Annotated in this window: 17 protein-coding genes; 4 read left to right on the forward strand and 13 right to left on the reverse strand. The window is 72.0% G+C overall.

The window, feature by feature from the left end:
- Window positions 1–60: 60 nt before the first annotated feature.
- The 7 genes from ACOJVX_RS13595 to ACOJVX_RS13625 form a co-directional block, all read right to left on the reverse strand.
- Window positions 61–537, reverse strand: a complete 477-nt coding sequence (locus tag ACOJVX_RS13595; RefSeq protein WP_026418087.1) for a ribose-5-phosphate isomerase — start codon at window positions 535–537, stop codon at window positions 61–63.
- Window positions 534–2282, reverse strand: coding sequence for a dihydroxyacetone kinase family protein (locus ACOJVX_RS13600; RefSeq protein WP_103056691.1), 1749 nt, complete (start codon window positions 2280–2282; stop codon window positions 534–536). Before ACOJVX_RS13600 ends, ACOJVX_RS13595 begins: the two co-directional genes overlap by 4 nt.
- 19 nt (window positions 2283–2301) lie before the next feature.
- Window positions 2302–3573, reverse strand: coding sequence for a TRAP transporter large permease (locus tag ACOJVX_RS13605; RefSeq protein WP_418153135.1), 1272 nt, complete (start codon window positions 3571–3573; stop codon window positions 2302–2304).
- The gene (locus ACOJVX_RS13610; protein ID WP_030105662.1) at window positions 3570–4172 is read right to left on the reverse strand and encodes a TRAP transporter small permease; all 603 of its coding nucleotides are present in this window, start codon (window positions 4170–4172) and stop codon (window positions 3570–3572) included. The genes ACOJVX_RS13605 and ACOJVX_RS13610 overlap by 4 nt, the downstream gene beginning before the upstream one ends.
- The gene (locus tag ACOJVX_RS13615; RefSeq protein WP_422646801.1) at window positions 4165–5199 is read right to left on the reverse strand and encodes a TRAP transporter substrate-binding protein; all 1035 of its coding nucleotides are present in this window, start codon (window positions 5197–5199) and stop codon (window positions 4165–4167) included. The genes ACOJVX_RS13610 and ACOJVX_RS13615 overlap by 8 nt, the downstream gene beginning before the upstream one ends.
- Window positions 5200–5333: 134 nt before the next feature.
- A complete protein-coding gene (locus ACOJVX_RS13620) occupies window positions 5334–6101 on the reverse strand; it encodes an SDR family NAD(P)-dependent oxidoreductase (protein ID WP_026418092.1) in 768 nt (255 codons plus the stop codon).
- Window positions 6102–6158: 57 nt separating this feature from the next.
- Complete coding sequence (locus ACOJVX_RS13625; protein ID WP_418153131.1) at window positions 6159–6992, reverse strand: sugar phosphate isomerase/epimerase family protein; 834 nt, start codon at window positions 6990–6992, stop codon at window positions 6159–6161.
- 179 nt (window positions 6993–7171) lie between these two features.
- Here ACOJVX_RS13625 and ACOJVX_RS13630 point away from each other — a divergent pair, with 179 nt between their 5' ends.
- Window positions 7172–7840, forward strand: coding sequence for a GntR family transcriptional regulator (locus tag ACOJVX_RS13630; RefSeq protein ID WP_026418094.1), 669 nt, complete (start codon window positions 7172–7174; stop codon window positions 7838–7840).
- Between the two features lie 185 nt (window positions 7841–8025).
- On the opposite strand, the gene ACOJVX_RS13635 is transcribed toward ACOJVX_RS13630, so the two are convergent.
- From ACOJVX_RS13635 to ACOJVX_RS13645, 3 genes are all read right to left on the reverse strand, one after another.
- The gene (locus ACOJVX_RS13635; RefSeq protein ID WP_030105660.1) at window positions 8026–10533 is read right to left on the reverse strand and encodes a DEAD/DEAH box helicase; all 2508 of its coding nucleotides are present in this window, start codon (window positions 10531–10533) and stop codon (window positions 8026–8028) included.
- A gap of 234 nt (window positions 10534–10767) precedes the next feature.
- Window positions 10768–11436: a GOLPH3/VPS74 family protein gene (locus ACOJVX_RS13640; protein WP_051313704.1), complete on the reverse strand. Its 669-nt coding sequence runs from the start codon at window positions 11434–11436 to the stop codon at window positions 10768–10770.
- A 126-nt stretch (window positions 11437–11562) separates the two neighbouring features.
- Entirely contained in the window at window positions 11563–11973 is a 411-nt protein-coding gene (locus ACOJVX_RS13645; protein WP_026418097.1) for a DUF2267 domain-containing protein, read from the reverse strand.
- Window positions 11974–12221: 248 nt separating this feature from the next.
- On the opposite strand from ACOJVX_RS13645, the gene ACOJVX_RS13650 reads away from it, so the two are divergent.
- Entirely contained in the window at window positions 12222–14528 is a 2307-nt protein-coding gene (locus ACOJVX_RS13650; protein ID WP_026418098.1) for a HelD family protein, read from the forward strand.
- A gap of 240 nt (window positions 14529–14768) precedes the next feature.
- Here ACOJVX_RS13650 and ACOJVX_RS13655 read toward each other — a convergent pair whose 3' ends face one another.
- The 3 genes from ACOJVX_RS13655 to ACOJVX_RS13665 all read right to left on the reverse strand — a co-directional run bounded on the left by ACOJVX_RS13655 (window position 14769) and on the right by ACOJVX_RS13665 (window position 18627).
- The gene (locus ACOJVX_RS13655) at window positions 14769–15854 is read right to left on the reverse strand and encodes a zinc-dependent alcohol dehydrogenase (protein WP_026418099.1); all 1086 of its coding nucleotides are present in this window, start codon (window positions 15852–15854) and stop codon (window positions 14769–14771) included.
- A complete protein-coding gene (locus ACOJVX_RS13660) occupies window positions 15844–16818 on the reverse strand; it encodes a Gfo/Idh/MocA family protein (protein WP_422646802.1) in 975 nt (324 codons plus the stop codon). Before ACOJVX_RS13660 ends, ACOJVX_RS13655 begins: the two co-directional genes overlap by 11 nt.
- A 573-nt stretch (window positions 16819–17391) precedes the next feature.
- Window positions 17392–18627 (reverse strand): YcaO-like family protein, encoded by a 1236-nt coding sequence (locus ACOJVX_RS13665; protein WP_030105655.1) that lies wholly within the window; start codon window positions 18625–18627, stop codon window positions 17392–17394.
- A 1073-nt stretch (window positions 18628–19700) separates the two neighbouring features.
- Between ACOJVX_RS13665 and ACOJVX_RS13670 the strand changes: the two genes are divergently transcribed.
- On the forward strand, window positions 19701–20693 hold the full coding sequence (locus tag ACOJVX_RS13670; protein ID WP_051313708.1) for a YncE family protein: 993 nt from the start codon (window positions 19701–19703) through the stop codon (window positions 20691–20693).
- A gap of 91 nt (window positions 20694–20784) precedes the next feature.
- A complete protein-coding gene (locus ACOJVX_RS13675; RefSeq protein WP_418153121.1) occupies window positions 20785–23115 on the forward strand; it encodes an ATP-binding protein in 2331 nt (776 codons plus the stop codon).
- Window positions 23116–23837 lie beyond the last annotated feature (722 nt).

A 23837-nucleotide genomic window follows, 5' to 3' on the forward strand; every position in this document is an offset into this window, starting at 1 on the left:
CGGACCACGAACACCGGGGCGGCCGGCCCCACCGGGCCGGCCGCCCCTTCCATGACGTGGTCAGCAGCTCCCGGTCTCCTCGTAGTCGGTGATCGCGGCGACCTTGGCCGCCGACGCGGAGGCCGGGTCGAACCGGTAGCCCAACCACTCCCTGGCCAACCGCCGGGCCAGTTCCAACCCGACGACCCGTTGACCGAAGGTCAGCACCTGGGCGTCGTTGCTCAGCACGGACCGCTCCACCGAGAAGCTGTCGTGCGCGGTGACGGCCCTGATACCGCGAACCTTGTTCGCGCTGATCGCGACACCGAGGCCGGTGCCGCACACCAGCAGCGCCCGGTCCGCCTCACCCCGGGCGACGAGTTCGGCCGCCGCCACGGCGATGTTGGGGTAGGCGGTGCCGTCCGCCTCGGTGACACCCACGTCGCGCACGGACGCGACCCGGGGGTCGGCCGCCAGGTCCTCCTTCAGCACGTCCTTGTAGGCCAGGCCGGCGTCGTCCGCCCCGACCACGATCCTCCACGCCGGGTTCACGCTCATGCCCGTTTCCCTTCCCCCTCGGTCCGCGCCATCGACGCGACGGTTCGGACGATGAGGGCCATCGAGACGGCCCCGGCGTCCGGTGTGCCCACGCTGCGTTCGGCCAACGGCCTGGCCCGCCCGACCCGGGGGACCAGGTTCGCCGTCTCCTCGGCGGCCCGGGTGGCCGCCGCCGCGGCGGTCGTCCACGCCTCCCGCCCGGCACCGCCGCTCCGCTCCAGGGCCTCCACGGCCGGGACCAGCGCGTCGAGCATCGTCTTGTCACCGACGGCGGCCCCGCCCAGTTGCCGGACGCGTTCCAGGAACGCCCGCGCCCCGGCGACGACGGCGGCGTGGTCAACGGCGCGGTCGTCCCCCAGCTCGGCACCGAAGGCCCGGAGCCCGGCCCCCCACAGCGCCCCCGAGGTGCCCCCGGCACGGGCCGCCCAGGCGTCCCCCGCCTCGGCGAGCGTGGACGCGGCTCCGGCGCCGCGGTCCACGGCGGCGCGGGCGGCGGGCTCGGCGGCGGTGACGCCCTTGACCATGCCCCGCCCGTGGTCACCGTCCCCGGCCACGGCGTCGATGCGACCCAGTTCGTCCTCCGCCGCCTCGATCGCGGCGCGCACCGCCTCGAGCACCTCGACCACGGTGCCGGCGAACTCCCGCGACTCGGGGGTGGCTCGCACCGCCGTGCCTCGCGGCTGGTCGCCGGGACCGGTGTCGGCGTGCCGGTTGGCGGCGAACAGCTCCGCCGGGGCGCGGGGGACCTCGCCGGTCCCCTTGCGGTAGGCGGGACTGTCGGCGGGGGCCCGCCACAGGCGTTCGAGCTCCTCGTCCAACCAGACCAGCGTCAGCGAGGCACCGGCCATGTCGAGGCTGGTGACCAGTTCCCCGACCTCCGGGTCGACCAGTTCCAGGCCGGCCGCCCTGAGCCGGGCGGCGACCCGGGTCCACACGACGAAGAGTTCCTCGTACTTGGTGCGGCCCAGTCCGTTGAGGATGACGCCCACCCGGTTCCCGGCACCCGAGGGTGTCTCGGCGAGGACCCCGTCGACGAAGGTGTCCGCGAGCTCCGACGCCGTGGGGAGGTCCACCTCGGACACGCCTGGTTCGCCGTGGATGCCCAGGCCGAGCCCCATCTTCCCGGCGGGGACGGTGAACAGCTGGCCATCCTGACCGGGCAGGGTGCACCCGTCGAAGGCCACGCCGAGCGTGCGGGTGGCGGCGTTGGCCGCCGCGGCCACCCGTTCCACCTCGTCGAGGGAGTACCCCGCCTCGGCGGCGGCGCCGGCGACCTTGAAGACGACGAAGTCACCGGCGATGCCGCGCCTGCGGGTCTCCTCCCCCGGCTGGGCCGAGGCGATGTCGTCGGTGACGACGACGGTGCGGGTGTCGACACCCTCCGCCCGCAACCGTTCCTGGGCGGCGCCGAAGTTCAGCACGTCGCCCGCGTAGTTGCCGTAGCTGAAGAGGACGCCCCCTCCTCGGTTGGCCGCCCGCGCGACGTCGTAGGCCTGCTGGGCGGATGGCGAGGTGAAGACGTTGCCGACCACGGCACCGTCGGCGAAACCGGGGCCGACGACGCCGCAGAACGCCGGGTAGTGCCCGGAGCCACCGCCGACGACGACCGCCACCTTCCCCTCCGGGGTGTCCGAGGCGCGGACCACTCCGCCCTCCACCGGGCGGACCCGGTCGGAGTGGAGGTCGCAGAACCCGGCGAGCGCGTCCTCCGCGAAGCTCGCTGGGTCGTTGAACAGGCGTGTCACGAAAATCCTTCCTCTCCGGTCACGGGGTGATGATGAGTGCGGGCACGTAGGTGACCAGCGCGAGGACGGCGAGCGCCGCCAGGTAGAAGGGGACCAGCGCCACGACCGTGCGTTCGATCTTGATCCCCGCGATCGAGGTGGAGATGTAGAGCGTGGTACCCACCGGCGGGGTGAACAGGCCGATCGCCAGGTTCAGGACCACGATGATGCCGAGGTGGACCGGGTCGAGCCCGATACCGGCTGCCAGCGGGAGCAGCACCGGCGTCAGCAGCAGGATGGCCGGCGACATGTCCAGGAAGGCCCCGACGACCAGCATGATCACGTTCATGATCAGCAGGATGAGGACCGCGCTGCTGACGTTGTCCAGGAAGAAGGTCGCCAGCTTCGGCGGTACCTCCTCGACGGTGAGCAGCCAGCTCAGCGACGAGGAGACCATGATCAGCAGCATCACCACGCCGGTGGCGGCGGCGGTGTTCACCAACGACTTGGTCAGCATCCGCAGGGTGAGGTCCCGGTAGATCACCAGCCGGACGAGGACCGCGTACAGCGCGGCCAGGACCGCGACCTCGGTGACCGTGGCGATGCCACCGAAGAGGACCACGCGGATCAGGATGATCGGCAGCAGGATGGCCGGGGTGATGACCACGATGTCCTTCAGGACACCGCTCCAGCTCAGCTTCACCTTCTTGCGCGGGTAGTCCTTGCGCCAGGCCACCCACCAGCAGACGACCACGTAGGCCAACGCCAGCAGGATGCCCGGCACGATGCCGGCGATGAACAGCGCGGCCACCGAGGCACCGGAGACCGAGGCGTACAGGATCAGCGGGATGGACGGGGGCAGGATGACCCCGATGATGGACGTGGAGGAGTTCACGGCCGCCGCGAACGGCGCCGGGTAACCCTCCCGCTTCGTCCAGGGGATGAGGACGTTGCCGAGCCCGGACGCGTCGGCGACGGCCGAACCGGACACACCCGAGAACGCCAGGCTGGTGGCGATCGAGGCGTGGCCGAGGCCGCCCCGGAACCGCCCGATGACCCTGGTGGCGAGCCCGATCGCCCGTTGCCCGAGCTTCCCGCCCGCCAGCAGGTCGCCGGTGAGGATGAAGAACGGGATCGCCAGCAGCATGAAGTCGGTGCTGGGCGAGAACGCGGTCTGGGCGACGATCTGGAGGGGGAAGTCGCCGATCAGCAACAGCCCCACGACGGTCGCGGTGAGGATCGAGAACGCCACGGGGACGCTCACGGCGAGCAGGACGAAGAAGACCAGGAAGGTGATGCCCACCTCGATCATGCGGCACCTCCGGCGGTGGTGACCTGGGCGTGCACCGGACCGATCCGGATGCTGGAGACCAGCCGGCACCCGCACTGCACGGTGAGCGCGACGACGGCCAGCGCGAAGCCGGCGAAACTACCGACCACCGGCCACCCCAGGATCGGCGTGACCTGGGCGGTGAGCGGGGCGAGCAGCCGCAGGCTGACGAAGGTCAGGATGATCAGCACTACCGTGGACAACCCCCAGGCGGCGATGTCGACCACCCGGGCACGGGCCGGCGCCATGCGAGCCACGAAGAAGTCCACGGCCAGGTGACCGCCCCGGCCCATGGCGGCGATGACGCCGCCCGAGATCAACCACGGGAACAGGTAGGTCGGGAGTTCCGTCGCGTAGTCGGCGCTGCTGTTCATGAAGTACCTCAGCGCCACCCCGACGACGAGCACGAGACCGATCACGCTGATCGAGGCCACGGCGATGGCGGAACCGACCATGGTCAGGGCCCGGTTGACCCGCTCCTCGACGCTGCCCTCCGCGAACAGCCTGGGTGGCGTCGCCGTGTCGCCGTCCGGGGTGGGGGAGGTCGCCTCCCGGCCCTCGCCGGCTGGTTGTTCAGTCATGGGACACCTCGCTGGGACGGGTGTCCTCCACGGCCTGGACCAGCCGTTCGAACACCTCGGGGTACCGCTCCTCCCAGCGCTCGTACACGCTGTCCGTCGCGGCGCGGAACTCGTCGCGGTCGATCTCGGTGACCCGCATGGAGTCCTGGAACTCGGCGAGGATGCGGTCGGTCTGCTCGGCCATCAGCTGGCGCTGGTGGTCCCGAGCCTCGATCGCCGCGTCCTGGAGCAGCCGCTGGTCCTCCTCGGACAGCGACGTCCAGGTCTGCGTGCTCACCACGAAGGGCGTGACCTCGTACTTGTGCCCGCTGAGGGTCAGGTGGGTCTGCACCTCGTGCAGGTTCGAGGCCTCGATGTTGACCAGCGGGTTCTCCTGGCCGTCCACGGCGCCCTGCCGCAAGCCCAGGTAGAGCTCCCCGAAGGCCATCGGCGTCGGGTTGGCCCCGAGGGTGCCGAAGATGTCGATGGTCATGCCGTCGTCCGGGGTGCGGATCTTCAGCCCGGCCAGGTCCGAGGAGTCCTCGACGGCGCGCCGGCTGTTGGTGACGTGGCGGATCCCGTTGTCCCACCAGGCCAGGACCTTGTAGCCCTTCTCCTCGGCCATCTCGGCGAACTCGTCGCCGACCGGGCCGTCGAGCACCTCGTAGGCGTGCTCGGGGGTGTCGAAGAGGAAGGGCAGGCCCACGAGGGTGAGCTCGGGGACGCTGGTGGCCAGCGGGCCCTGGGAGTTGACGGTCATGTCCAGGGTGCCCGAGGCGATGGACACCATCATCTCCGAGTCGGAGCCGAGCTGTTCGGAGCCGAAGACCTGGACGCGGAGCCGTTCCGAGGACTTCTCGCCCACGATCTGGCTGAACCGTTCGGCCGCTTCGGCGCGTGGGTTGCCTGGCGCCGCGCCGTGCCCGAGCAGCAGGCGCCGGGAGTCGTCGCCGACCCCACAGCCGCTCGCCAGGAGCGCCGCCGCGAGCGGGAACGCCCACAGCGCCCGCCGCCAGCGCTTCGCGCTCGGTTTCTGGGTGGCTCGCACCGTGCCACACACCTCCTTGTGTGTCGCTGAGTCAGATGTCGCTGAGGTCAGCTGGATGGAAGTCAGCCGCGACGTCGGCGGCGGGGTCGGTCGGGCGCGGGGCCCGACGGCGGACCGGGGAGGACCGGCGTGGGTCAGTTGATGTGCGAGCCACCGTTGATGTCGAAGGTGCCGCCGGTGATGTAGCCGACGTTCTCGCCCGCGAGGAACGCGATGGTGGCGGCGACGTCCTCGGTGCGGCCGTTGCGGCCCACGGGGATGTCGGCGACGATCCGCGCCTTGCGCTCCGGCGTCATCGCCCCGGCCGTGATGTCGGTGTCGATCAGGCCCGGGGTGACGGCGTTGACGACGACGCCGTGCTGCCCGACCTCCCGGGCGAGGGCCTTGGTCAGGCCGAGCACGGCGGCCTTGGCCGCCGAGTAGTGCGAGCCACCGAACACGCCGCCGCCGCGTTGCGCCGAGACCGAGGACAGGTTGACGATCCGGCCGTAGCCCCGCTCGATCATCCCGGGCAGCACCCGCTGGGTGACCAGGTAGGTCCCCGTCACGTTCACCTTGAACACCAGGTCCCACTCGGCGTCGTCGATGTCGAGGAACCGGGTCGGCCGGGTGATGCCGGCGTTGTTCACCAGCGCGGCGACCGGCGGCAGGTCCGAGTCCTCCACTTCGGTGATGGCACGGTCGACAGCGCCCCGGTCGGTGACGTCGGCGGCGACGCCGACGGCGGGCACCCCGTACTCCTCGCTGATCAGCGTCGCGGTGCGGGCGGCGGCGGCCCCGTCGATGTCCAGCACGGCGACGGCGAAGCCGGCGGCCGCCAGGTGCCGGGCGGTCTCCCGGCCGATTCCGCGCTCGGAACCGGCGCCGGTGATGATCGCGGTGCGGGTGCTGTTCTGGCTCACGGTGTTTCTCCTACGGGTGTTCACTCGTTGTCGCGTGCGGTGCCCGGGGGCCCGAGGTCAGGTGAGGAGGCCGGCGATGGTGTCCCGGGCCTGGGCGGCCACCGGGACCCGGTCGGCCTCGTCGACGTCGTGGGTCTCGAGTTCGAGGACGTACCGCCCCTGGTAGCCCCGGCCCTCCAGCGTCTCGACGAGTCGCGCGAAGTCGGCGCGCCCTCGCCCGATGCTCAGGTTGATGTCGCCGGGGCCGCTGGCGGTCTCGGGAACGGCGTCGCGCAGGTGGACGTGCTCGGTCCGGTCCGCCACCTGGTCGGCGAAGGCGATCTCGTCGGTACCGCTGGCCACGACGTGGCTGACGTCGTAGACGAAGCCGGCGACCTCGGTGGGTACCAGCTCGAGCAGGGCCAGCGCGCGGTCCTCGGAGTGGCAGAACCGGAAGTGGTGCAGGCCCTCGGTGACGAGGCGGACCCCGGAGGCCGAGGAGAGGTCGGCGAGGACCGCGAGGTTGTCGGCGATCCGGCGGAGGTCCTCGGTCTCGGTGGTGAAGGGGGATCGGGACTGGGCGCCGCAGGGGACGATGAGCAGGCTGCCCAGTCGGGAGGCGAGCTCGACCAGCGGCGTCGCCCGCCGGACCAGCGTGTCGTGGTCCAGGGCGGGGTCGTTGAGCGGACCGGGGTCGACGTTCAGGCCCCAGGTGGCCAGGCCGCTCGCGAGCACGGCGTCGGCGATGCCCGGCCCCTCGTCGACCAGCGGGGTCGGCACGTGGTCGCACACGCCGGGCAGGCCGCCCAGGTCGATGCCCTCGATGCCGAGCGAGACGATGAGCGCGAGGGCCTCCGGCAGCGCGCGGCGACGGAACGAGATCGTCGAGCAGCCCAGCCTCGGGGACGTCACTGACGCACCGTGTTTGCTGCCCGGCTCCTCCATTGGAACCATTGAGTTACCTCCACCCGGACGTGTGGCGCACAGTAAACGTCCTCGTTCTGTCGACCGTCAACAGTCAACCGAAATTTGATGCCAACATGTCCGCTAAGGTTGAGATCGCTCATCGGCGCGAGGGGGTAGAAGCACACGTGTCACTGGACGTTCCAGCTCTGACCGGGGTCGAGCGACAGACGCTGCGCGAACAGAGCCTGCGACGACTTCGGGAGGCGATCCGCAGCGGCCAGCTGGCCCCGGGCACCCGCCTGATCGAGACGGAGCTCAGCAAGGCGCTGTCGGTGTCCAGAGGGACGTTGCGCGAGGCCCTGCGGCACCTGGAGCAGGAGGGGCTGGTGGCCGCCGACGAACGGGGCCGTTTACTCGTCCGTGCCCTCACCCGGTCCGAGGTGATGGACATCTTCGCGGTCCGGGGGGCGCTGGAGGCCCTGGCGGTCGAGACGCTGTGCTCCGCCCCCGACAGGACCGAGATCGTCCGCGAACTGCGCGCCGCTCTCGCCGACCTCCGCGATGCCGGTGACGACCTGGACGACCTCGCCGAGGCGGACCTCGCCCTGCACACCCGGATGTGCGAGCTCACCGGGAACTCCACGCTCGCTCAGTCCTGGTCGCACATCTCCGGCCTCACCAGGGCCACGATCACCAGGGCTGGGCCCGAGCTGGCGTTGCGCAACATGGACTGGAACCGGCACCAGCCGATCGTCGACGCCATCGAGGCGGGCGACGCCGCCCGGGGGCGGGAGGTCGTGCGCGAACACATGATGGACGCCGCCCAGCGCATCGTCGCCCTGCTCGACGTCTGATCTGACCTGCCCCGCGCCGCCCGTCGACGGGCGGGCGGACGGCCCGGCCCGGACCCCTCGTCCGGCGGGACACCCTGGTGACCTGGCCACACGACCGCCGCACTCGGGCTGGGGCCCGAGGGAGACCGGGGCCGGAGCGGCCCGGTCGTGCGGCGCCGCCCACCGGAGGCGGCGCCGTCACCAGGTCAGAGCTGGTCGACCGAGGTCACCGTGAGGACCGCCGTTCCCTCCTCGTCGGAGGCCGCCAGGTCCACCTCGGCGCTGATCCCCCAGTCGTGGTCGCCGGCGGGGTCGTCGAAGATCTGCCGGACCAGCCACCGACCGGGTTCCTCGGTGATGACCAGCAGAGCCGGCCCCCGGGCGTCGGGACCGGTGCCGATCTCGTCGTGTTCCTCGAAGTAGGGCTCGAGGGCGTCCCGCCAGGCCTCGGCGGTCCACCCCGCGCCGCCGTCGAGCTCGCCCAGCTCGTGGTACCGGCGGCGGGCGGCGAGTTCCACCCGGCGGAAGAGCGCGTTGCGCACCAGCACGCGGAACGCCCTCCGGTTCGCCGTGACCGGCGGCGCCGTGTGCTCGACGACCGGGGCGGCGGCCTCGCCCACCTCGACCGGGTTGACCAGCCGTTCCCACTCGTCGAGCAGGCTGGAGTCGACCTGGCGGACCAGTTCCCCCAGCCACTCCACGAAGTCGTTGAGCTCCTCGGTCTTGGCGTCCTCCGGCACGGTCTGCCGCAGGGCCTTGTAGACGTCGGCGAGATACCGCAGGACCAGTCCCTCCGAGCGCGCGAGCCCGTAGAAGGCGACGTAGTCGGCGAAGTCCATGCCGCGCTCGTACATGTCCCTGGCCACCGACTTCGGGGACAGTTCGTGGTCGGCGACCCACGGGTGCCCGCGACGGTAGGTGGTGAAGGCGGCGTCGAGGAGCTCGGCGAGCGGCTTGGGGTGGGTGACCTCCTCCAGCAGCTCCATCCGCTGCTCGTACTCGACCCCCTCGGCCTTGAGTTCCGCGACCACCTCTCCCCTGGCCTTGAACTGCTGGGCCGAGAGCACCTGCCGGGGGTCGTCGAGCGTGGCCTCGATGACCGAGACCACGTCCACCGCGTAGCCGGGGGCCTCGCGGTCGAGGAGCTCGATGGCGGCCAGCGCGAAGGGCGACAGCGGCTGGTTGAGGGCGAAGTCGAACTGGAGGTCCACGGTCAACCGGACCCGCCGGCCGTGCTCGTCCGGCTCGTCGAGCCGTTCGACGACACCGGCCGCGAGCAGGGCGCGGTAGATCGCGATGGCCCGCCGGATGTGGCGGAGCTGCCGACGGCGGTCCTCGTGGTTGTCCTCCAGCAGCTTGCGCATCGCGGCGAAGGCGTCACCGGGGCGGTCGATGACGTTGAGCAGCATCGAGTGGCTGACCTGGAAGCTGGAGTGCAACGGCTCGGGCTGCGCCTCGGTCAACTTCTTGAAGGTCGCGTCGCTCCAGGTGACGAACCCCTCCGGCGGCTTCTTCCGCACGACCTTGCGCCGCTTCTTGGGATCGTCGCCCGCCTTGGCCAGCGCCTTCTCGTTCTCGACGACGTGGTCGGGCGCCTGGACGACCACGGTGCCGATCGTGTCGTAACCCGCTCGCCCCGCCCGTCCCGCGATCTGGTGGAACTCGCGGGCGCGAAGGATCCTGGTCCGCACGCCGTCGTACTTGCTCAGAGCGGTGAACACGACGGTGCGGATGGGCACGTTGATGCCGACGCCGAGCGTGTCCGTGCCGCAGATGACCTTGAGCAGGCCGGCCTGGGCCAGCTGTTCCACCAGCCGCCGGTACTTGGGCAGCATGCCCGCGTGGTGCACGCCGATCCCGTGCCGCACCAGGCGCGACAGGATCTTGCCGAAGCCGGGGGCGAACCGGAACCCTCCGAGCATCTCGGCGATCGCGGCCTTCTCCGCCTTGGTGCACACGTTGATGCTCATCAGCGACTGCGCCCGTTCCAGCGCCGCCGCCTGCGCGAAGTGCACCACGTAGACGGGGGCGTCGTTGGTGGACAGCAGCTCGCTGATCGTCTCGTGCAGGGGGGTCGTCACGTAGCGGAAGAACAGCGGCACCGGACGCTCCGCCGAGGCGACCACGGCCGTCGGCCGGCCGGTGCGCCTGGTCAGGTCCGCCTCGAACCTGCTCACGTCGCCGAGGGTGGCCGACATCAGCAGGAACTGGGCCTGGGGCAGCTCGAGGATGGGCACCTGCCAGGCCCACCCGCGGTCCGGCTCGGAGTAGAAGTGGAACTCGTCCATCACGACCTGGCCGACGTCGGCGCGGTCCCCGTCCCGCAGGGCGATGTTGGCGAGGATCTCCGCCGTGCAGCAGATGATCGGCGCGTCGGCGTTCACGCTGCTGTCGCCGGTCATCATGCCGACGTTCTCCGGCCCGAAGATCGCGCACAGGTCGAAGAACTTCTCCGAGACGAGAGCCTTGATCGGGGCGGTGTAGAAGCTGCGGACGCCCCCGGCCAACGCGGTGAAGTGGGCGCCGACCGCGACGAGGCTCTTGCCGGACCCGGTCGGGGTGTTCAGGATGACGTTCGCCCCGGAGACGACCTCGATGAGCGCTTCCTCCTGGGCCGGGTAGAGCTCGGTCCCCCGCTCGGAGGCCCAGGTCGCGAAGGACTCGAAGAGCGTGTCGGGGTCGGGGTCGTTCGGCAGCAGGTCGTTGAGTCTCATGGTGATGTGGATCGTGCCTCGTCTCGGAGGGCGGGGAGAACCGGGGTGCTGGCCGGTTCCTCCCGCGGCGGCCGCCGCCCCTGGTGCGGGCCGACGGGGTGGGTTGTGGGGGTGCGGGATGGTTCTCGGGGTTGGGAGGTGATGGTGACGTGGAGTTGGTTTCACTTGACACTGAAGCAACCGTGCGCACTGAAGGAGGCGGTGCACTCCAGGTGCGCCCCCGGTCGGCCCGACTCAGCTCGCGTGCACGGCCACCGCGGCACCGGTCGCGACGGCCACCTGGATGTCCGCGAGCACCGTGCGCAGTGCCGGCGCGGCCTCGCCACTGCGTTCGGTGAGGGCCGCCAGGCGTTGCTTGTGCTGGCGCTTGTCCCGGCGCGGGACCACCGACGTCACGGAGCCCGCCGACAGCAGCGAGACCATCGCCGCGTCGAGGGCGTCCACCCGCTCCACGGGTTCGGTCCCCGTCAGCACCTCGACGACTCGACGGCGCAGCGAGGTCACCGTGTCCCCGTCCTCTACGACGACCCGTTCGACGGGGAGGACACCCAGCGCGAACTCGCGACGACGCCGCAGGTAGCCGCGCTCCTCGAGCCCTCCCACGACCTCGTCCACCGCCGGGCGGGGCCGCCGACGCACCCACGCCTTCCAGGCACGCGGGCGCTCCTGGGCGATCTCCCGCAGGACGCCGTCCAGGAACGGGTCACCGGTGGCCTGGGCCCGCAGGCACGAGGCGCGTCCCCGGGAGTCCACGAGCCGGCCGGCCAGCAGGAGCTCGGTGAGCGCCCCGGCGCGCAGCAGGTAGCCGACAACCTGCCTGCTGTCCAACCGGTTCGACCGGATGTCGCAGCATGCCAGCAACAGGCGCCCGGGGAGTGTCTCCGGCAGTCGCGGTCTGGGCACTCTCGTCTCCCGTCCTCGTGCTCCGCGCCGGAGGTGTCGACGGCGCACCCTCGTTCGATGGCGCACCATTCAACCAGCATCCACGCGGGAACGGGACCGCTCACCCGCCGCGAGGCGGCTCATCGCTCAGGTCATCCGGCCGCTGCTCCCCGAGTCGATGAGGCCACGCATCTCCTCGGGCAGGGAGTCGCGGACGCGGTGCAGCGTCTCCCCCTGCGTGGCCTCGCCGAGGACCTCCAGCACCACCCGGGCGTCGTAGACCGCCTTGGGCGGGTCCACCCCGGCGCGGCGGGCCACCCGGTGGGTGAACTCGTCCAGGTCGAACCGCTCGCCCGACCCGGCACCCCCCATGGTGATCGTGCGGCGGAGGCTCACCGCGATCTCCCGGGGTAGTTGGGCCGCCAGGTGTTCGGCCTGCGGTTCGGGTATCCGTTCGCCCAGGGTCTCCAGGGTCGCCCGGGTGACACCTTCGGCCTGCCCCCGACTGGACAGGCGCGCCCGGTGTTGCACGGCGCCGATGAACTCGTCGTGTCGCATCCGCCCCACCTCCTGCCTGGTGTCGCCGTCCGAACAGTCGGGGGTTACCCGGCTCGTCAGGGCATTACCCGCACGACGCCGTGGACGTTCCGACGGGAACGCGAGGAGGGAGGTTGAGTCATTCGGAACACGCGGATGACAGCGAGGTTCGAAGCGTGGACGCCCTCTGCTAAGATTCAACACCCTGCACAGCAGGAAGTGGAGCGTTGAGGGCAACGCCCTGACAAACTAGCAAGGGACGGAGACCGTTGTCAAGCACCTCGCGTCACGCGGACACCGACGGCAGGGAAGCCGAGCTCCGCGCGGAACAGGACTACGTGTCCATGCTCTACGGGCGACTCGACGCGCTCCGCTACGAGGCCTCCGACAAACATGCCACGGTCCTGCGGGAGAACGACCCGGAGAACCCGCAGGAACGCTGGGAACGCGACGTGTCGGCGGGGATGTACGCGGAGCGGCTGTCCCGGTTCCGGGAGGTCGAGGACGGGTTGTGCTTCGGACGGCTCGACCTGGACACCGGTGAGCGCAACTACATCGGTCGGTTGGGCCTGTTCGACGAGGGCAACGAGTACGCCCCGCTCCTGATGGACTGGCGCGCCCCCGCCGCTCGCCCCTTCTACACCGCCACCGCCGCCTCCCCCGAGGGTGTGCTGAAGCGCCGGCACATCCGCACCGTCGCGCGGACGGTGAAGGCGGTCGACGACGAGGTCCTGGACGTCACGGCCGCACGAGGCGACCGGCCCTCCTCCTCGCTCACCGCCGAGGCGACGCTCTTCGCCGCGCTCGACGAGAGCCGGACGGGGCGGATGAAGGACATCGTCGCGACCATCCAGCAGGAGCAGGACCGCATCATCCGTTCCTCGCGCAACGGGGTGTTGGTCGTGCAGGGCGGTCCGGGAACCGGCAAGACCGCCGTCGCCCTGCACCGCACCGCCTACCTGCTCTACACCTACCGCGACCAGCTCGCCAAGCGCGGCACCCTCGTCGTCGGCCCCAACCCCACCTTCCTGCGCTACATCGAGCAGGTGCTGCCCTCGCTCGGTGAGACCGGCGTGCTGCTGGCCACGGTGGCCGAGCTGTACCCCGGCATCAGCGCGACCCGACGCGAGTCCCCCGAGGCCGCCGAGATCAAAGGCCGAGGGGAGATGGCCAAGGTCGTCGCCAAGGCGATCAAGGACCGCCAGCTCGTACCCCGGCAGCCCGTCGAGCTGACCGTGGAGATGGAGCCCGTGGTCCTGGACAAGACCATCGTCACGCAGGCCAGGACCCGCGCCCGCCGCTCCCGCCGGCCGCACAACGAGGCGAAGGAGATCTTCGTCCGCGAGGTCATCGCCGCGCTCGCCAGGCAGATGGCCGACCGGCTGGGCAGCCACCTGCTCGAACGGGGCGACCTCACCGACATCAGGGCCGAGTTGGAGGAGGACACCGAGCTGAGGAGGACGCTGGACGAGCTCTGGCCCACCCTCACCCCGCAGCGGCTCCTCTCCGACCTGTTCTCCTCACCCGACCGGTTGCGGCGTGCCACGCCGAAGCTGAGCGACGAGGAACGGGCCATGCTGCTGCGGCCCAAGGCCGGGGGCTGGACGCCGGCGGACGTCCCGCTGCTCGACGAGGCGGCCGAACTCCTCGGCAAGGACGACAGGGCCGCCAGGAAACGGGAGGCGCGCCAGCGGCGGCGGGAACTCGCCTACGCCCAGGGCGTCCTGGAGATCCTGGAGCTTGAGGAGGAGCTGGACCCCGAGCTGCTGCGCGCCACCGACATCGTCGACGCGCGCCTGCTGGCCGACCGCCACGAGGAACGGCGGTTCGAGACCACCGCGGAACGCGCCGCCGCCGACCGGACCTGGACCTACGGCCACGTCGTGGTCGACGAGGCCCAGGAGCTCTCCGACATGGCGTGGCGGATGCTGATGCGCCGCTGCCCGAGCAAGTCCATGACACTGGTCGGGGACGTCGCCCAGACCGGCGACGCGGCCGGTACGAGCTCGTGGGGAGCCGTCCTGGACCCCTACGTCAACGACCGGTGGCGGCTGGAACAGCTCACCGTGAACTACCGGACTCCGGTCGAGATCATGGCCGTCGCGGCGGAGGTCCTCACCGCGATCGACCCGGCGTTGGAGGCACCCAGTTCGGTACGGGAGACCGGTTCCCACCCGTGGAGCACCCGGGTACCCGGCGCCGAGCTGGCCGAGCGGGTGGCGGCGCTGACCGCGGCCCAGGTGGAGGAGGTCGGCGACGGCCTGGTCGCCGTCCTGACCCCGCCCGCGCTCCTGGCGGAGGTGGGCAGCGCCGTCCACGCGGTGGTACCGGACGCGGCGACCGGCGAGGGCGGCCCGGAGGCGCTGACCAGCAGGGTGACGGTCCTGACGGTGGGTGAGGCGAAGGGCCTGGAGTTCGACGCCGTGCTGGTCGTGGAGCCCGCCGAGATCCTCGCGGGTTCGGCCCGGGGCCTGAACGACCTCTACGTCGCGCTCACCAGGGCCACCCAACAGCTAGGGGTGGTGCACAGCACTGATCTCCCACCCAGCCTGACCGGGCTGCGCCCCCGGGGCTGAGGCCGATCCCCGACACCGGGGTCGGGGGTTGGTCGGGGTGGTGGGAGGGTCGTCGCCGGGACGGATGGGTTCGGTTCGCACTGAAGTGACCCACGTGGATGAACTGAGCTGGGGAACGTGCCCCACGGATCCCGGGGCGCGGGCGGCACCACCCGAGGGCACGGGGTGGCCGGGTCTCGAGCAACGCCGTCCGCCCCGGGCCCTGACCGGTCGCCACCGGGAGTTCGCCCTCCCGCGGCGTCAGAACTCGAGCACCACCTGGACGGTCGGAACCCGCCGGTCCGCCACCGCCGACAGCGCCTCCACGCCGTGGGCGAACGGGACGACGTGGGTGATCGCGTGCTCCCGCACCGCCGGACCGTGCGCGCGCAGCAACCGCACCGTCTCCTCCGCCAGTCTCGAACGGTCCCACACCGCCCCTGTCCCCACGGGCAACCTGCCGCTGCGGACGCCGCGGAGGACCAGACCGTTGTGGTGGAACTCCTGGCTGAGGTCCACGTCGGTCAGGCCGTCGCGGTAGGTGGCGAGGTCGATGACCGTGCCCTGTGGGCGGACCGAGCGGAGCGCGGTGGCGAGGCTCTCCCCCGTGCCCCGGCACTGGAAGACGAGGTCGGCTCCCCGCTCGACGGTGTTGTGGCGCCAGGCGCTCTTGCAGTACTCCCAGGCAGGCAGTTCCGCCTCGTCGACGGTGGGCAGCCCGAGACCACGGGCCGCCGCCAGGCGGGTCGGGTCCCGGTCGGCGACGACGACGGCCGCGCCGTGGTGGGCGGCGAAGAGCGCGGTCAGCAGGCCGACCATGCCGGCGCCGGTGACCAGCACGCCACGGTCCCGGACCCCGTCTCCCAGGCGTGCCGCCGGAGCCGGCGCGGCGTGCAGCAGCGCGTTCGCGCACAACGGCCCCAGTTTCGCCAGGTAGATCCCCAGCACGGGGTCCAGGTCCGGCGGCACGGGCATCGAGAAGTAGTCCCGCCGGGAACGCTGCCCGGTGCGGTGGCCGTAGGACATGGCCAGCACCTCACCCAGTCGGACCGCGTGCGAGCGGGACTCGACGACCTCGGCCACCTCCATGAACCCCAGGCGGCTGATCGGGTATCCCACCGCCGCCTCGCCGGGGACGAACACGCCGTGTTCCCGGTGCCAACCGTGCGTCAGGTAGGGGTGGGTCCCGTCGACGAACGACGCCTCCGCGCCCGAGGAGAGGCCGCTGAACAGGGTTCGGACCCAGAACTCCTCCGGTCCCAGCGCCGCCTCGACGGAGTCGAAGAAGTCGGGCACGCCCGGTGCCCGCACCCCCAGGGACCTCACCGGCCAGGACTCAGTGGGCATGGGCGTGCCACCTGAGGTCGGCCGCACCCCCGGTCCGGGTCGCCTCGGCCACGGCCACGGCGACGCGGTGGCTGCGCAGGGCCTCGGTGTAGGGGGCGCGCACCCGGTTCTCCTCCCCTCCGACGGCGCGGACGAAGTCGCGATCGGCGCGCAGCACGGCGTCGGCCTGGGCGTCGTGGACCTCGCACCGCCCACCGTGGTCGACGAGGAGCTGAGTGCTGCGCAGGTCGAGCGCGAGCCCTTCCGCGACGACGCGCAGACCGGGGCGGGGGTTGGGGGACGGCGCGGGGGTGGCGGCGAAGCTTCCCGCCGCTCCCCCGGCGAACCGGAGGGACACCGCCGAGGTGTCGGCGGCGTCGGGTTCCGGGGGGCACGTGGTCGGTCGCCCGACGGCCCAGGCCTGGGCGATCTCCCCGACCAGGAGCCGGCAGAGGTCGACCAGTTGGTTCGTCTGTTCGATGAGTTGACCGCCCATGCGCCGCTGGTCCTCCCACCACGCCGTCTCGTGGGTGCGTGCCGCCCAGCCGCCGATGACCATCCGCGCCGGGTTGTCGGCGAGCACCTCGGCCGCCCGTTCGACGGTGTCGAGGTATCGCCAGCGGCACCCGGTCGCGGTGACGACGCCGCGCGCGTCCACCTCGGCGGCGATGCGGTCGGCGATGCTCAGGTCCACGTCGAGCGGGCGCTCCACGAAGAGCGCGAGGGAGCGTTCCAGGACGGCGAGCTCCGGGCCGCCGTGCTCGTGGGCTGGGACGCAGAGGTAGACGGCGTCCAGGCTCGGATCGTCCAGCAGGGCCCGGTAGTCCACGTGGGCCTGGGCGTCGCAGCGTCTGGCGAGGTCGGCCGCGCGGGCGACGTCGGTGTCGGCGACGGCGACCACACGGGCCTCGTCGAGTTCGAGCAGGTTGAGCGCGTGCCGGGTGCCGAGGTGCCCTGCTCCGATGATGCCCACCGAGACGGTCATGGCTTCCTCCTCACACGCGGCGCCCGTGGCCGCGCTCCGGGCTGGGGGTCGTGGTGTCACCGTGTCGACTGGGCCGGCGGTGCGGGACTCCTCCTCGTCGGACGTCCTGGTGGCGGTGGGAGCCGCGGAGCCGGCTCTGGGTGCGTCCACCGCCACCACTCCCCGCCCTGGCGCGTCGCCGGGCGCGCGGCGGAGCCGACGGGGCCGCCGAGGGGCACGGACCGACTAGCACCCACCGCGGCTCCATCACGTCACTGGTCCCGTCTCGGCCGTCCGTGCGCGTGCGTCGTCGACGGTGGGGCCAGTCAACCGAGCGTCACCTGGGCTGGTCAAGACCCGGCGGCGTGGTAGCTGCGCGTGACCAGCCGAGGGGTCCGTTCGTCCGCGCAGGTCGTGTTCCGGACGGCCGACGACCCGAGCCGTCGAACGGAGGATCCCCTCGACGGGCCCGCCTCGGCCGGTCCCTGGCGGCGCCCGTCCCCCGTCGGAGCGTCCGGTCCACCCGCTGGCCCACCACTCACCGGTGGTCGGTCCGGCAGGTCGTGCGGGAGCCGACCCACGTCGGCCCCCTGCTCATCCGAACGGGTGAGGCGGGGCGTCCGGGTGCAGCGCGGACTCCGTCCGTTCGTCCGCCGGCAGCCGACGAACGGCCGGCGCGACCACCCGCATCACCACCGTGTCGCGGTTCATGGGCAGGTCGAGCGTGGTGGGTACCGCCACGACGTCGTCCCCTCCGTACTCGGCCAGCACCGAGGTGACCTCCGGCCCGGGCTGGTCGAGTTCCTCGATCCAGCCCGGCTCGTACGGGGTGCTGCCCTCGAGGAGGACGGCCAGGGAGTCCTGGTGGTGGTAGGCGTGCACCGAGTGCTGGATCGGATCCAGCGGAGCCCGGTCGGCCCGCCCCCGGAGGGCGGCGAGCGCCGCGGCCGCCGCGCCGGTGCGCATGCTCCACCGCACCATCAGGGCCTCGTAGACGGCGACCCCGACCGCGGAGACCAGGCTTTCGTCGTCGAGGGTGGGGACCGCCCTCGCGCCGAAGCTCTGCCGGCCGCCCTCCGCGTCGGTGAGCGCGACGGCGACGCACCCGCTGCCCTCCGGACCGGGGATGAGGAAGGCCGTGCAGCGGAGCTCCAGGGTGCTGATCGGCCGTCGCAGATCCTCCGGGACGAAGGTGTCGGGCAGCACCATCCGTTCCGCGCCGTCGTACCAGGCCCGGGCCAGGAGGTCGCGCTCCAGGATCTCCAGCGCGGCGTGCCGGACGGCGCTGATCGGGTCCTGGTGGGCGGCCAACCCCGGTGACCCGGCCAACAGCAGGCCCCGGCACTGGGGTGGGGGACGGTGCCGGAGGAAGACCGCCGAGGCTGGCACCAACACCTCGTCCCCCTCGATCAGGGAGAAACCCCGCACCCACAGCATCAGGGACTGCCGCCAACCGGGATCGGTGATCTCCGGCCAGGAGAGCGGGTCGAGGGCCAGCCTGCCGGACCTGCGCAGCTCGTCGAAGCTGGCGACGATGTCCGCTCGCTGCTCCTCGACCCGGGCGGACAGGATGTTCTGCATCCGCTCCAGCAGTTCCGAGCGGGCTCTCGGCGTCGCGTCGTCGGCGGAGGGCCCGGCGGCGGAGCCGATCACCACGGGAGCACCCGCCGCCGCCGAGGTCGGTCCGAACGCGTCCGTCCGCGCCGCGGTACGCGCGAACACCACGTTGTCGCAGTCGGGGAAGGGGCGGAACACCTGCACCGGCCACGAGACCGGCCGGGGTCGTGCGAGGCGTCCCGCAGCGGTGGTGGTCGGTTCACCCGTCGTCATCGGTTGCCTCCTGGATTCGGTACTGCTGCGTGCCTGTCAACGCCAGGTACGTCGTCGCTCGCCGGTGTCCGAGATGATCGGAGGGGCCGCGTGCGGGGACGGCGGTGCCTCGTCCGGTCGGTGGACGGGTGGGGCCGGACCCGGGGTTCGGCGGGTGACAGGCACCCGGGACGAGCACAGGGCGGAATCCACGACCTGCCCTCCCGCGTCGCCGGGACGCGGGGGACGTCGTGGGACGTCGCCACCGGCGGAGGTCACGGGGTTCCGCTGTCGCCTGGTCCTGAATAGCCGCCTGCCGTGGGAAGTGGTCCATCGGTTCGCCTCCCCCGAGCCGTGCCCGTGCGAACGGTCGGAGCCGGTCGGGGGAAGCCGACGCCGAAACCGCGTCCGGGGGGTGGTCGCCAGGTGGAACGGGGCTCCCCGCCCCGATACCGGCGGCGGTCCGGATCCCAGTCCTCCCCTCCCCGGATTCGTGCCGACCGGGATCACCCGGTCCGGACAACTCGACTATCACCGATCACGGCGCCGAGAACAACGCACTTCGTGACAATGCGACCTCATGGAGTAGTGGCGTTCGCGGGAAGAACGGGCTGGGGCCCGCCGGCGGCGGGGGCGGCGCGATGTGGCGCGCATTCGGCGACACGCCGCCGAGTCCCCGGGAAAACCACGCCGTCCCTTGATTCCGGCCGGCCCTCGGTTCCGTAGGCCGCGACATCACGGTGCGTGCCGCCCGGGCGTGTTCGCGGGGGTGGGGACTTTTCCCCCTGCGTTTCGCCCGCGACATCCTCGCGAACTCGTCCGAGGATGGGCAGGTGGCCTGACCTGGCCGTACGCAACGGATCAGCGGGAGGGGACCCGTGTGCGCGGGGGGAACGGAAAAGCGCGGTGGGAAGGCGAACCCGGCAGGCCGGTATGACACCGGTGACGGTGCGTGCCGGGCCGCTCGGGACCGCGACTCGGCCGCTCAGGGTCGTCCCGAGGAAGGTCCGACGAATTCCCCTGTCGTTCATTGGGTCACGGCTCGTCTACGCATAGTGTGCCCCTCCAGGGAGTGCTCTTCGTGGGAGGCAGTTGTGCTCGATGCGCTGGACAGGGTCGAAGCGACGGCGGACGCCGGGAGGGGGTCCCCGGACGACGACGTCCTCGTTCTGGTCGAGAAGGGGAGCCACGCGCTCAGCTTCTACGACACGGGCACGGGACGTCGGGTAGGCACCGTCGAGCTTCCGGCGTTTCCGCACGAGATGGTGGTGGACTCCCGTCGGCGTCTCGCCTACGTCGGCCACTACGGCGTGCGGATGTCCTCGGACTCGGGTGCCGGGGGTTCCGCGGTGTGCGTGGTGGACCTGGTGGCCCGCGAGTTGGTCCGCACCATCGACACGCAGCCCTTCCACCGGATCCACGGTGTCCGGTTGGACTCCGAGGACCGGTTGTGGGCGCTGAGCGAGTCCTCGGCCGTCCTGCTCGGCTTCGACGAGCCCGAGCGGGACACCGCGCCGAGCAGGGCGGTGCCGACCGGAGGAGTGAAGACGCACCTGTTCTCCCTCACCCGGGACGGCAGTCGGGCGTACGTGACGGGCCTGTTGTCCCACACGGTGAGCCTGGTCCGCCCGCAGGACCCGACCGCGGGTCCCGAGTTGATGAACCCGGGCCTGATGCCGGAGGGGAGTTGCCTCAGCCAGGACGAACGCACCCTGTACGTCGGGTCCCGGCGGAGCGCCGAGCTGGTGGCGGTGGACGCCGACACCCTGGAGGTCCGGGAGTCCGTGAGCGTCGAGGGGGACCCGCTGCGGGTGTACACGGTGTCCGACGACGAGCTGCTGATGACCGACGTGGCCGGGAACAGCGTTCTCCTGCTGACCGGGGACCTCCGACCGATCGAGCGGATCCCGCTCTCCGGCCCCCCGTCGGCGGTGTCCTTCCACCCCGACCAGCCGATCGCCTACATCTCCCAGATGGGTGACAACAGGATCAGCGTCCTCGACCTCGAGGCGCGCGAGATCGTCGGAGGTTTCCCGACCAGGACGGAGCCGGACTGCTCGGCGTTGCTGCCGAGGCAACGGGGCTAGGCCGGTGGCGGGCACCCCCACCCTGTCGCACCCTGGAGTACCAGGACGGACGAGGTGGGCGGTCAGCCATGTGCGGTGGACGGGGGAGACGGTGAGCAGCGCCGCGCTGCCGCGATCGGGCCGGGTTCCCGACGACACGACGAGCTTCGTGGGACGGCGGCAGGCGGTCAGCCAGGTCAGGAAGCTGCTGGCCACGTCGCGGCTGGTCACCCTGACCGGGGTGGGCGGGGTCGGGAAGTCGAGGCTGGCCATCTCGGTGGCGCGCCGGCTGCAACGGGCGTTCCCGGACGGGTGTTGGCTGGTCGACCTCGACCGGCTCACCGACGCCTCGCTGTTGGACACCGAGGTCAGCGCGGAACTGGGCGTCTTCGACCAGTCGGGGCGAAGCCCTCGGGAGGCCCTGCTGTCCCATCTGCGGGGACGTCGGCTCCTGTTGGTCCTCGACGGCTGCGACCGGTTCGTCGAGGAGTGCGGGACCCTCGTCGCGGAGGTGCTGGCGGAGGCACCCGAGGTCCGCGTGCTGGCGACGAGCAGGGAGCCACTGCGGGTGGCGGGTGAGCACATCTGGCCGGTTCCCCCGCTCGACGTCCCCCGTTCGGGCCGGGCGGGGGCCGGTCAGCGGGAGGCGGTCCTGTTGTTCGAACAGCGCGCGGCCGCCGTCCTCCCCGGATTCCGGGTCGACGAGGGCAACCGGGACGCGGTGGTGCGGCTGTGCCGCCAGCTCGACGGCCTGCCGCTGGCCATCGAGCTGGCGGCCGGGCGGATGCGCACCCTCTCGGTGCACCAGGTGCTGGCCAGGTTGGAGGACCGGTACGCCTTGCTGACCGGTGGGGACCGCTCGGCGTTGCCTCGTCACCAGACCTTGCGGGCGGCGATCGAGTGGAGCTACGACCTCTGCGACGACCGGGAACGGGAGCTGTGGGCCCGGCTCTCCGTCTTCGCGGGGGCGTTCGAGCTCAGGTCGGCCGAGGAGGTGTGCTCGGGGGACGGCCTCCCCCGGGAAGAGGTGTTCGGCGCGCTCGCGGGCCTGGTCGACCGCTCCGTGCTGAGCCGGGAGTGGAGCACGGGCGGCGCCGAGGCCAGGTACCGGCTGCTGGAGTCGATCCGCGAGTTCGGTCGGGAGCACCTGGACGGGCCCCGGCTCCGAAGCCTCCGGCGACGTCACCGCGACCACTACCTGGGGGTGGTCAGCCGGGACGCCGAGGAGTGGTTCGGCCCCGGGCAACGGGACCGGATCGCGAAGCTCGGCGCTGACCAGTTCAACCTGTGGGCCGCGCTGGACTTCTGCCGCACCGAGCCCGGCGAGGCCAGGACCGGTCAACGGCTGGCCGCGGTCCTGGCGTTCTTCTGGATCGCCCGAGGCCAGCTCCGGGACGGTCGCCACTGGCTGGACAGCCTCCTCGCCGAGGACGAGACGCCGAGCCACGACCGGATCCACGCGTTGTCCATCGCCGGGATGGTCACCGCGATGCAGGGTGAGACCGCGACCGGTTTCGCCCGTGCCTGGCGTGCCGCCGAGGAGGCCCGGGAGTCGGGGGACGCCGACGCCCTGCACTACGTCGACCACTCGGTCGGCACCAGCGCGATGTTGGACGAGCGCCTCCAGATCGCCGAGGAGCACCTGGCCCGTGCCGTCCGGTACGGGCGCGCGGACGGCCGGTGGCCGGGGCTGACGGTCATGTCCCTGCCGAACCTCGCGGTGACCTCCCTGCTCGCGGGGGACGCCGGTCAGGCGGTGCGGCTGTGCGAGGAGGCGATTCGCCTCTCCGACGAGCACGGCGACGAGTGGTGCCTGTCCTGGTCACTGTGGGTGAAGGCCCTCGCCCAGTGGGCTTCCGGGGAGCTGGCCTCGATCTCGGACGACATCCGCCGCTGCGTGGAGATCAAGCAGGGTTTCGGCGACGTCCTGGGCATCGTCCACTCGTTGGAGCTGCTGGCCTGGGTGGCGGCGGCGCGCGGTGAGCACCAGCGGGCCGCGGTCCTGTTGGGCGCGAGCAGGCGGCTGTGGCGCCCGTTGGGGGTCTACCTCTTCGAACTCGCCCCGTACGTGCGGTGGCACCGCGAGTGCGAGGAGAGGTCGTTCGCGGCGTTGGGCTCCCGGCGGTTCGACGCCGCCGCCGCGCGCGGCGAGCGCTTCGACCTCGCCGAGGCGGTGGACTACGCCTTGGGACGGCAGCGCGCCCGGCGCGAGTCGGGGCGCGACCCGGTCGTCCTCACCAGGCGGGAGTGGGAGGTGGCGCGGCTGGTGGCGGAGGGCCTGTCGAACCGGGCGGTCGCCGAGCGGCTGGTGATCAGCAGGCGGACCGCCGAGACGCACGTCGAGCACATCCTCGGCAAGCTGGGATTCCGGTCGAGGACGCAGATCGCCTCCTGGGTGGCGGAGCGCTCCCACGGCGGTGATGGGCCGGGGGCGTCCGGGTAGCCAGCAGGCACCGGACGCCCCCGGTCGTCCCGGCGCGCCGCTGGCGGCGGCGCGGCCCGCCCGGCCGCCGGAACGCCTCGGGTCGGGGTCCGGGCGTCGGGGGAACCGGCGGGCTGGTGCTCTGTCGGGGGGAGCGCACCAGCGGGGCGGGGCGGATCGGGGTTCGGAGGGTGGGAAGTCAACCGGCCGTGGCGCGACCGGCGGGGCTCATCGTTCGTGCGGGACGCGGGCCGGGTACCCAAGTCGCCGGTTGGTCACCGGGCGCCGGCGGGGGTCGCGGAGTGCTCGCTCGCCCTGACCCACGAGGGTTGGCCGCAGTGGGGCTGCCAGGTGCCGACGTGCAGCCAGCGGCGGCCGGAGCGGTCGGTGACCAGGACTGTGGGCCCCACACACCGGGGGCACGGCTGTGTGGTGGAGTCCACGTGCATCGGAAGGCTCCCCTCCCCTACGCCGTTGTCTGGCGCAAGAATGAACCGGCTTCTGTCGTTCCGCGACCGCGACGGGCTCCCGTCTCGCTGACCGCTGTCGGGGTGGGCCAGCCGCTGCTCGTCGACGTGTTCCACCTTCTCGCGGACACGCGCCGAGGACAGCGGGGAAACTACGGAGATGGCTACGGATAGTGGGAGACGTGGGGCGGTCTGACCGCGTCACCACCGGTCAGTCTCACCTGTTTGGATGAGACCTCGGTGACTCGCTGTCGCCGCCGGTCTGGCTCGTCCACT

The organism is Actinoalloteichus caeruleus, from assembly GCF_049311605.1.
Lineage (GTDB): Bacteria > Actinomycetota > Actinomycetes > Mycobacteriales > Pseudonocardiaceae > Actinoalloteichus_B > Actinoalloteichus_B caeruleus.

Coding starts and splice junctions, on each gene's coding strand:
- ACOJVX_RS13595 (WP_026418087.1), bottom strand. CDS start 537: ATGAGCGTGAACCCGGCGTGGAGGATCGTGGTCGGGGCGGACGACGCC.
- ACOJVX_RS13605 (WP_418153135.1), bottom strand. CDS start 3,573: ATGATCGAGGTGGGCATCACCTTCCTGGTCTTCTTCGTCCTGCTCGCC.
- ACOJVX_RS13610 (WP_030105662.1), bottom strand. CDS start 4,172: ATGACTGAACAACCAGCCGGCGAGGGCCGGGAGGCGACCTCCCCCACC.
- ACOJVX_RS13635 (WP_030105660.1), bottom strand. CDS start 10,533: ATGAGACTCAACGACCTGCTGCCGAACGACCCCGACCCCGACACGCTC.
- ACOJVX_RS13645 (WP_026418097.1), bottom strand. CDS start 11,973: ATGCGACACGACGAGTTCATCGGCGCCGTGCAACACCGGGCGCGCCTG.
- ACOJVX_RS13655 (WP_026418099.1), bottom strand. CDS start 15,854: ATGCCCACTGAGTCCTGGCCGGTGAGGTCCCTGGGGGTGCGGGCACCG.
- ACOJVX_RS13660 (WP_422646802.1), bottom strand. CDS start 16,818: ATGACCGTCTCGGTGGGCATCATCGGAGCAGGGCACCTCGGCACCCGG.
- ACOJVX_RS13665 (WP_030105655.1), bottom strand. CDS start 18,627: ATGACGACGGGTGAACCGACCACCACCGCTGCGGGACGCCTCGCACGA.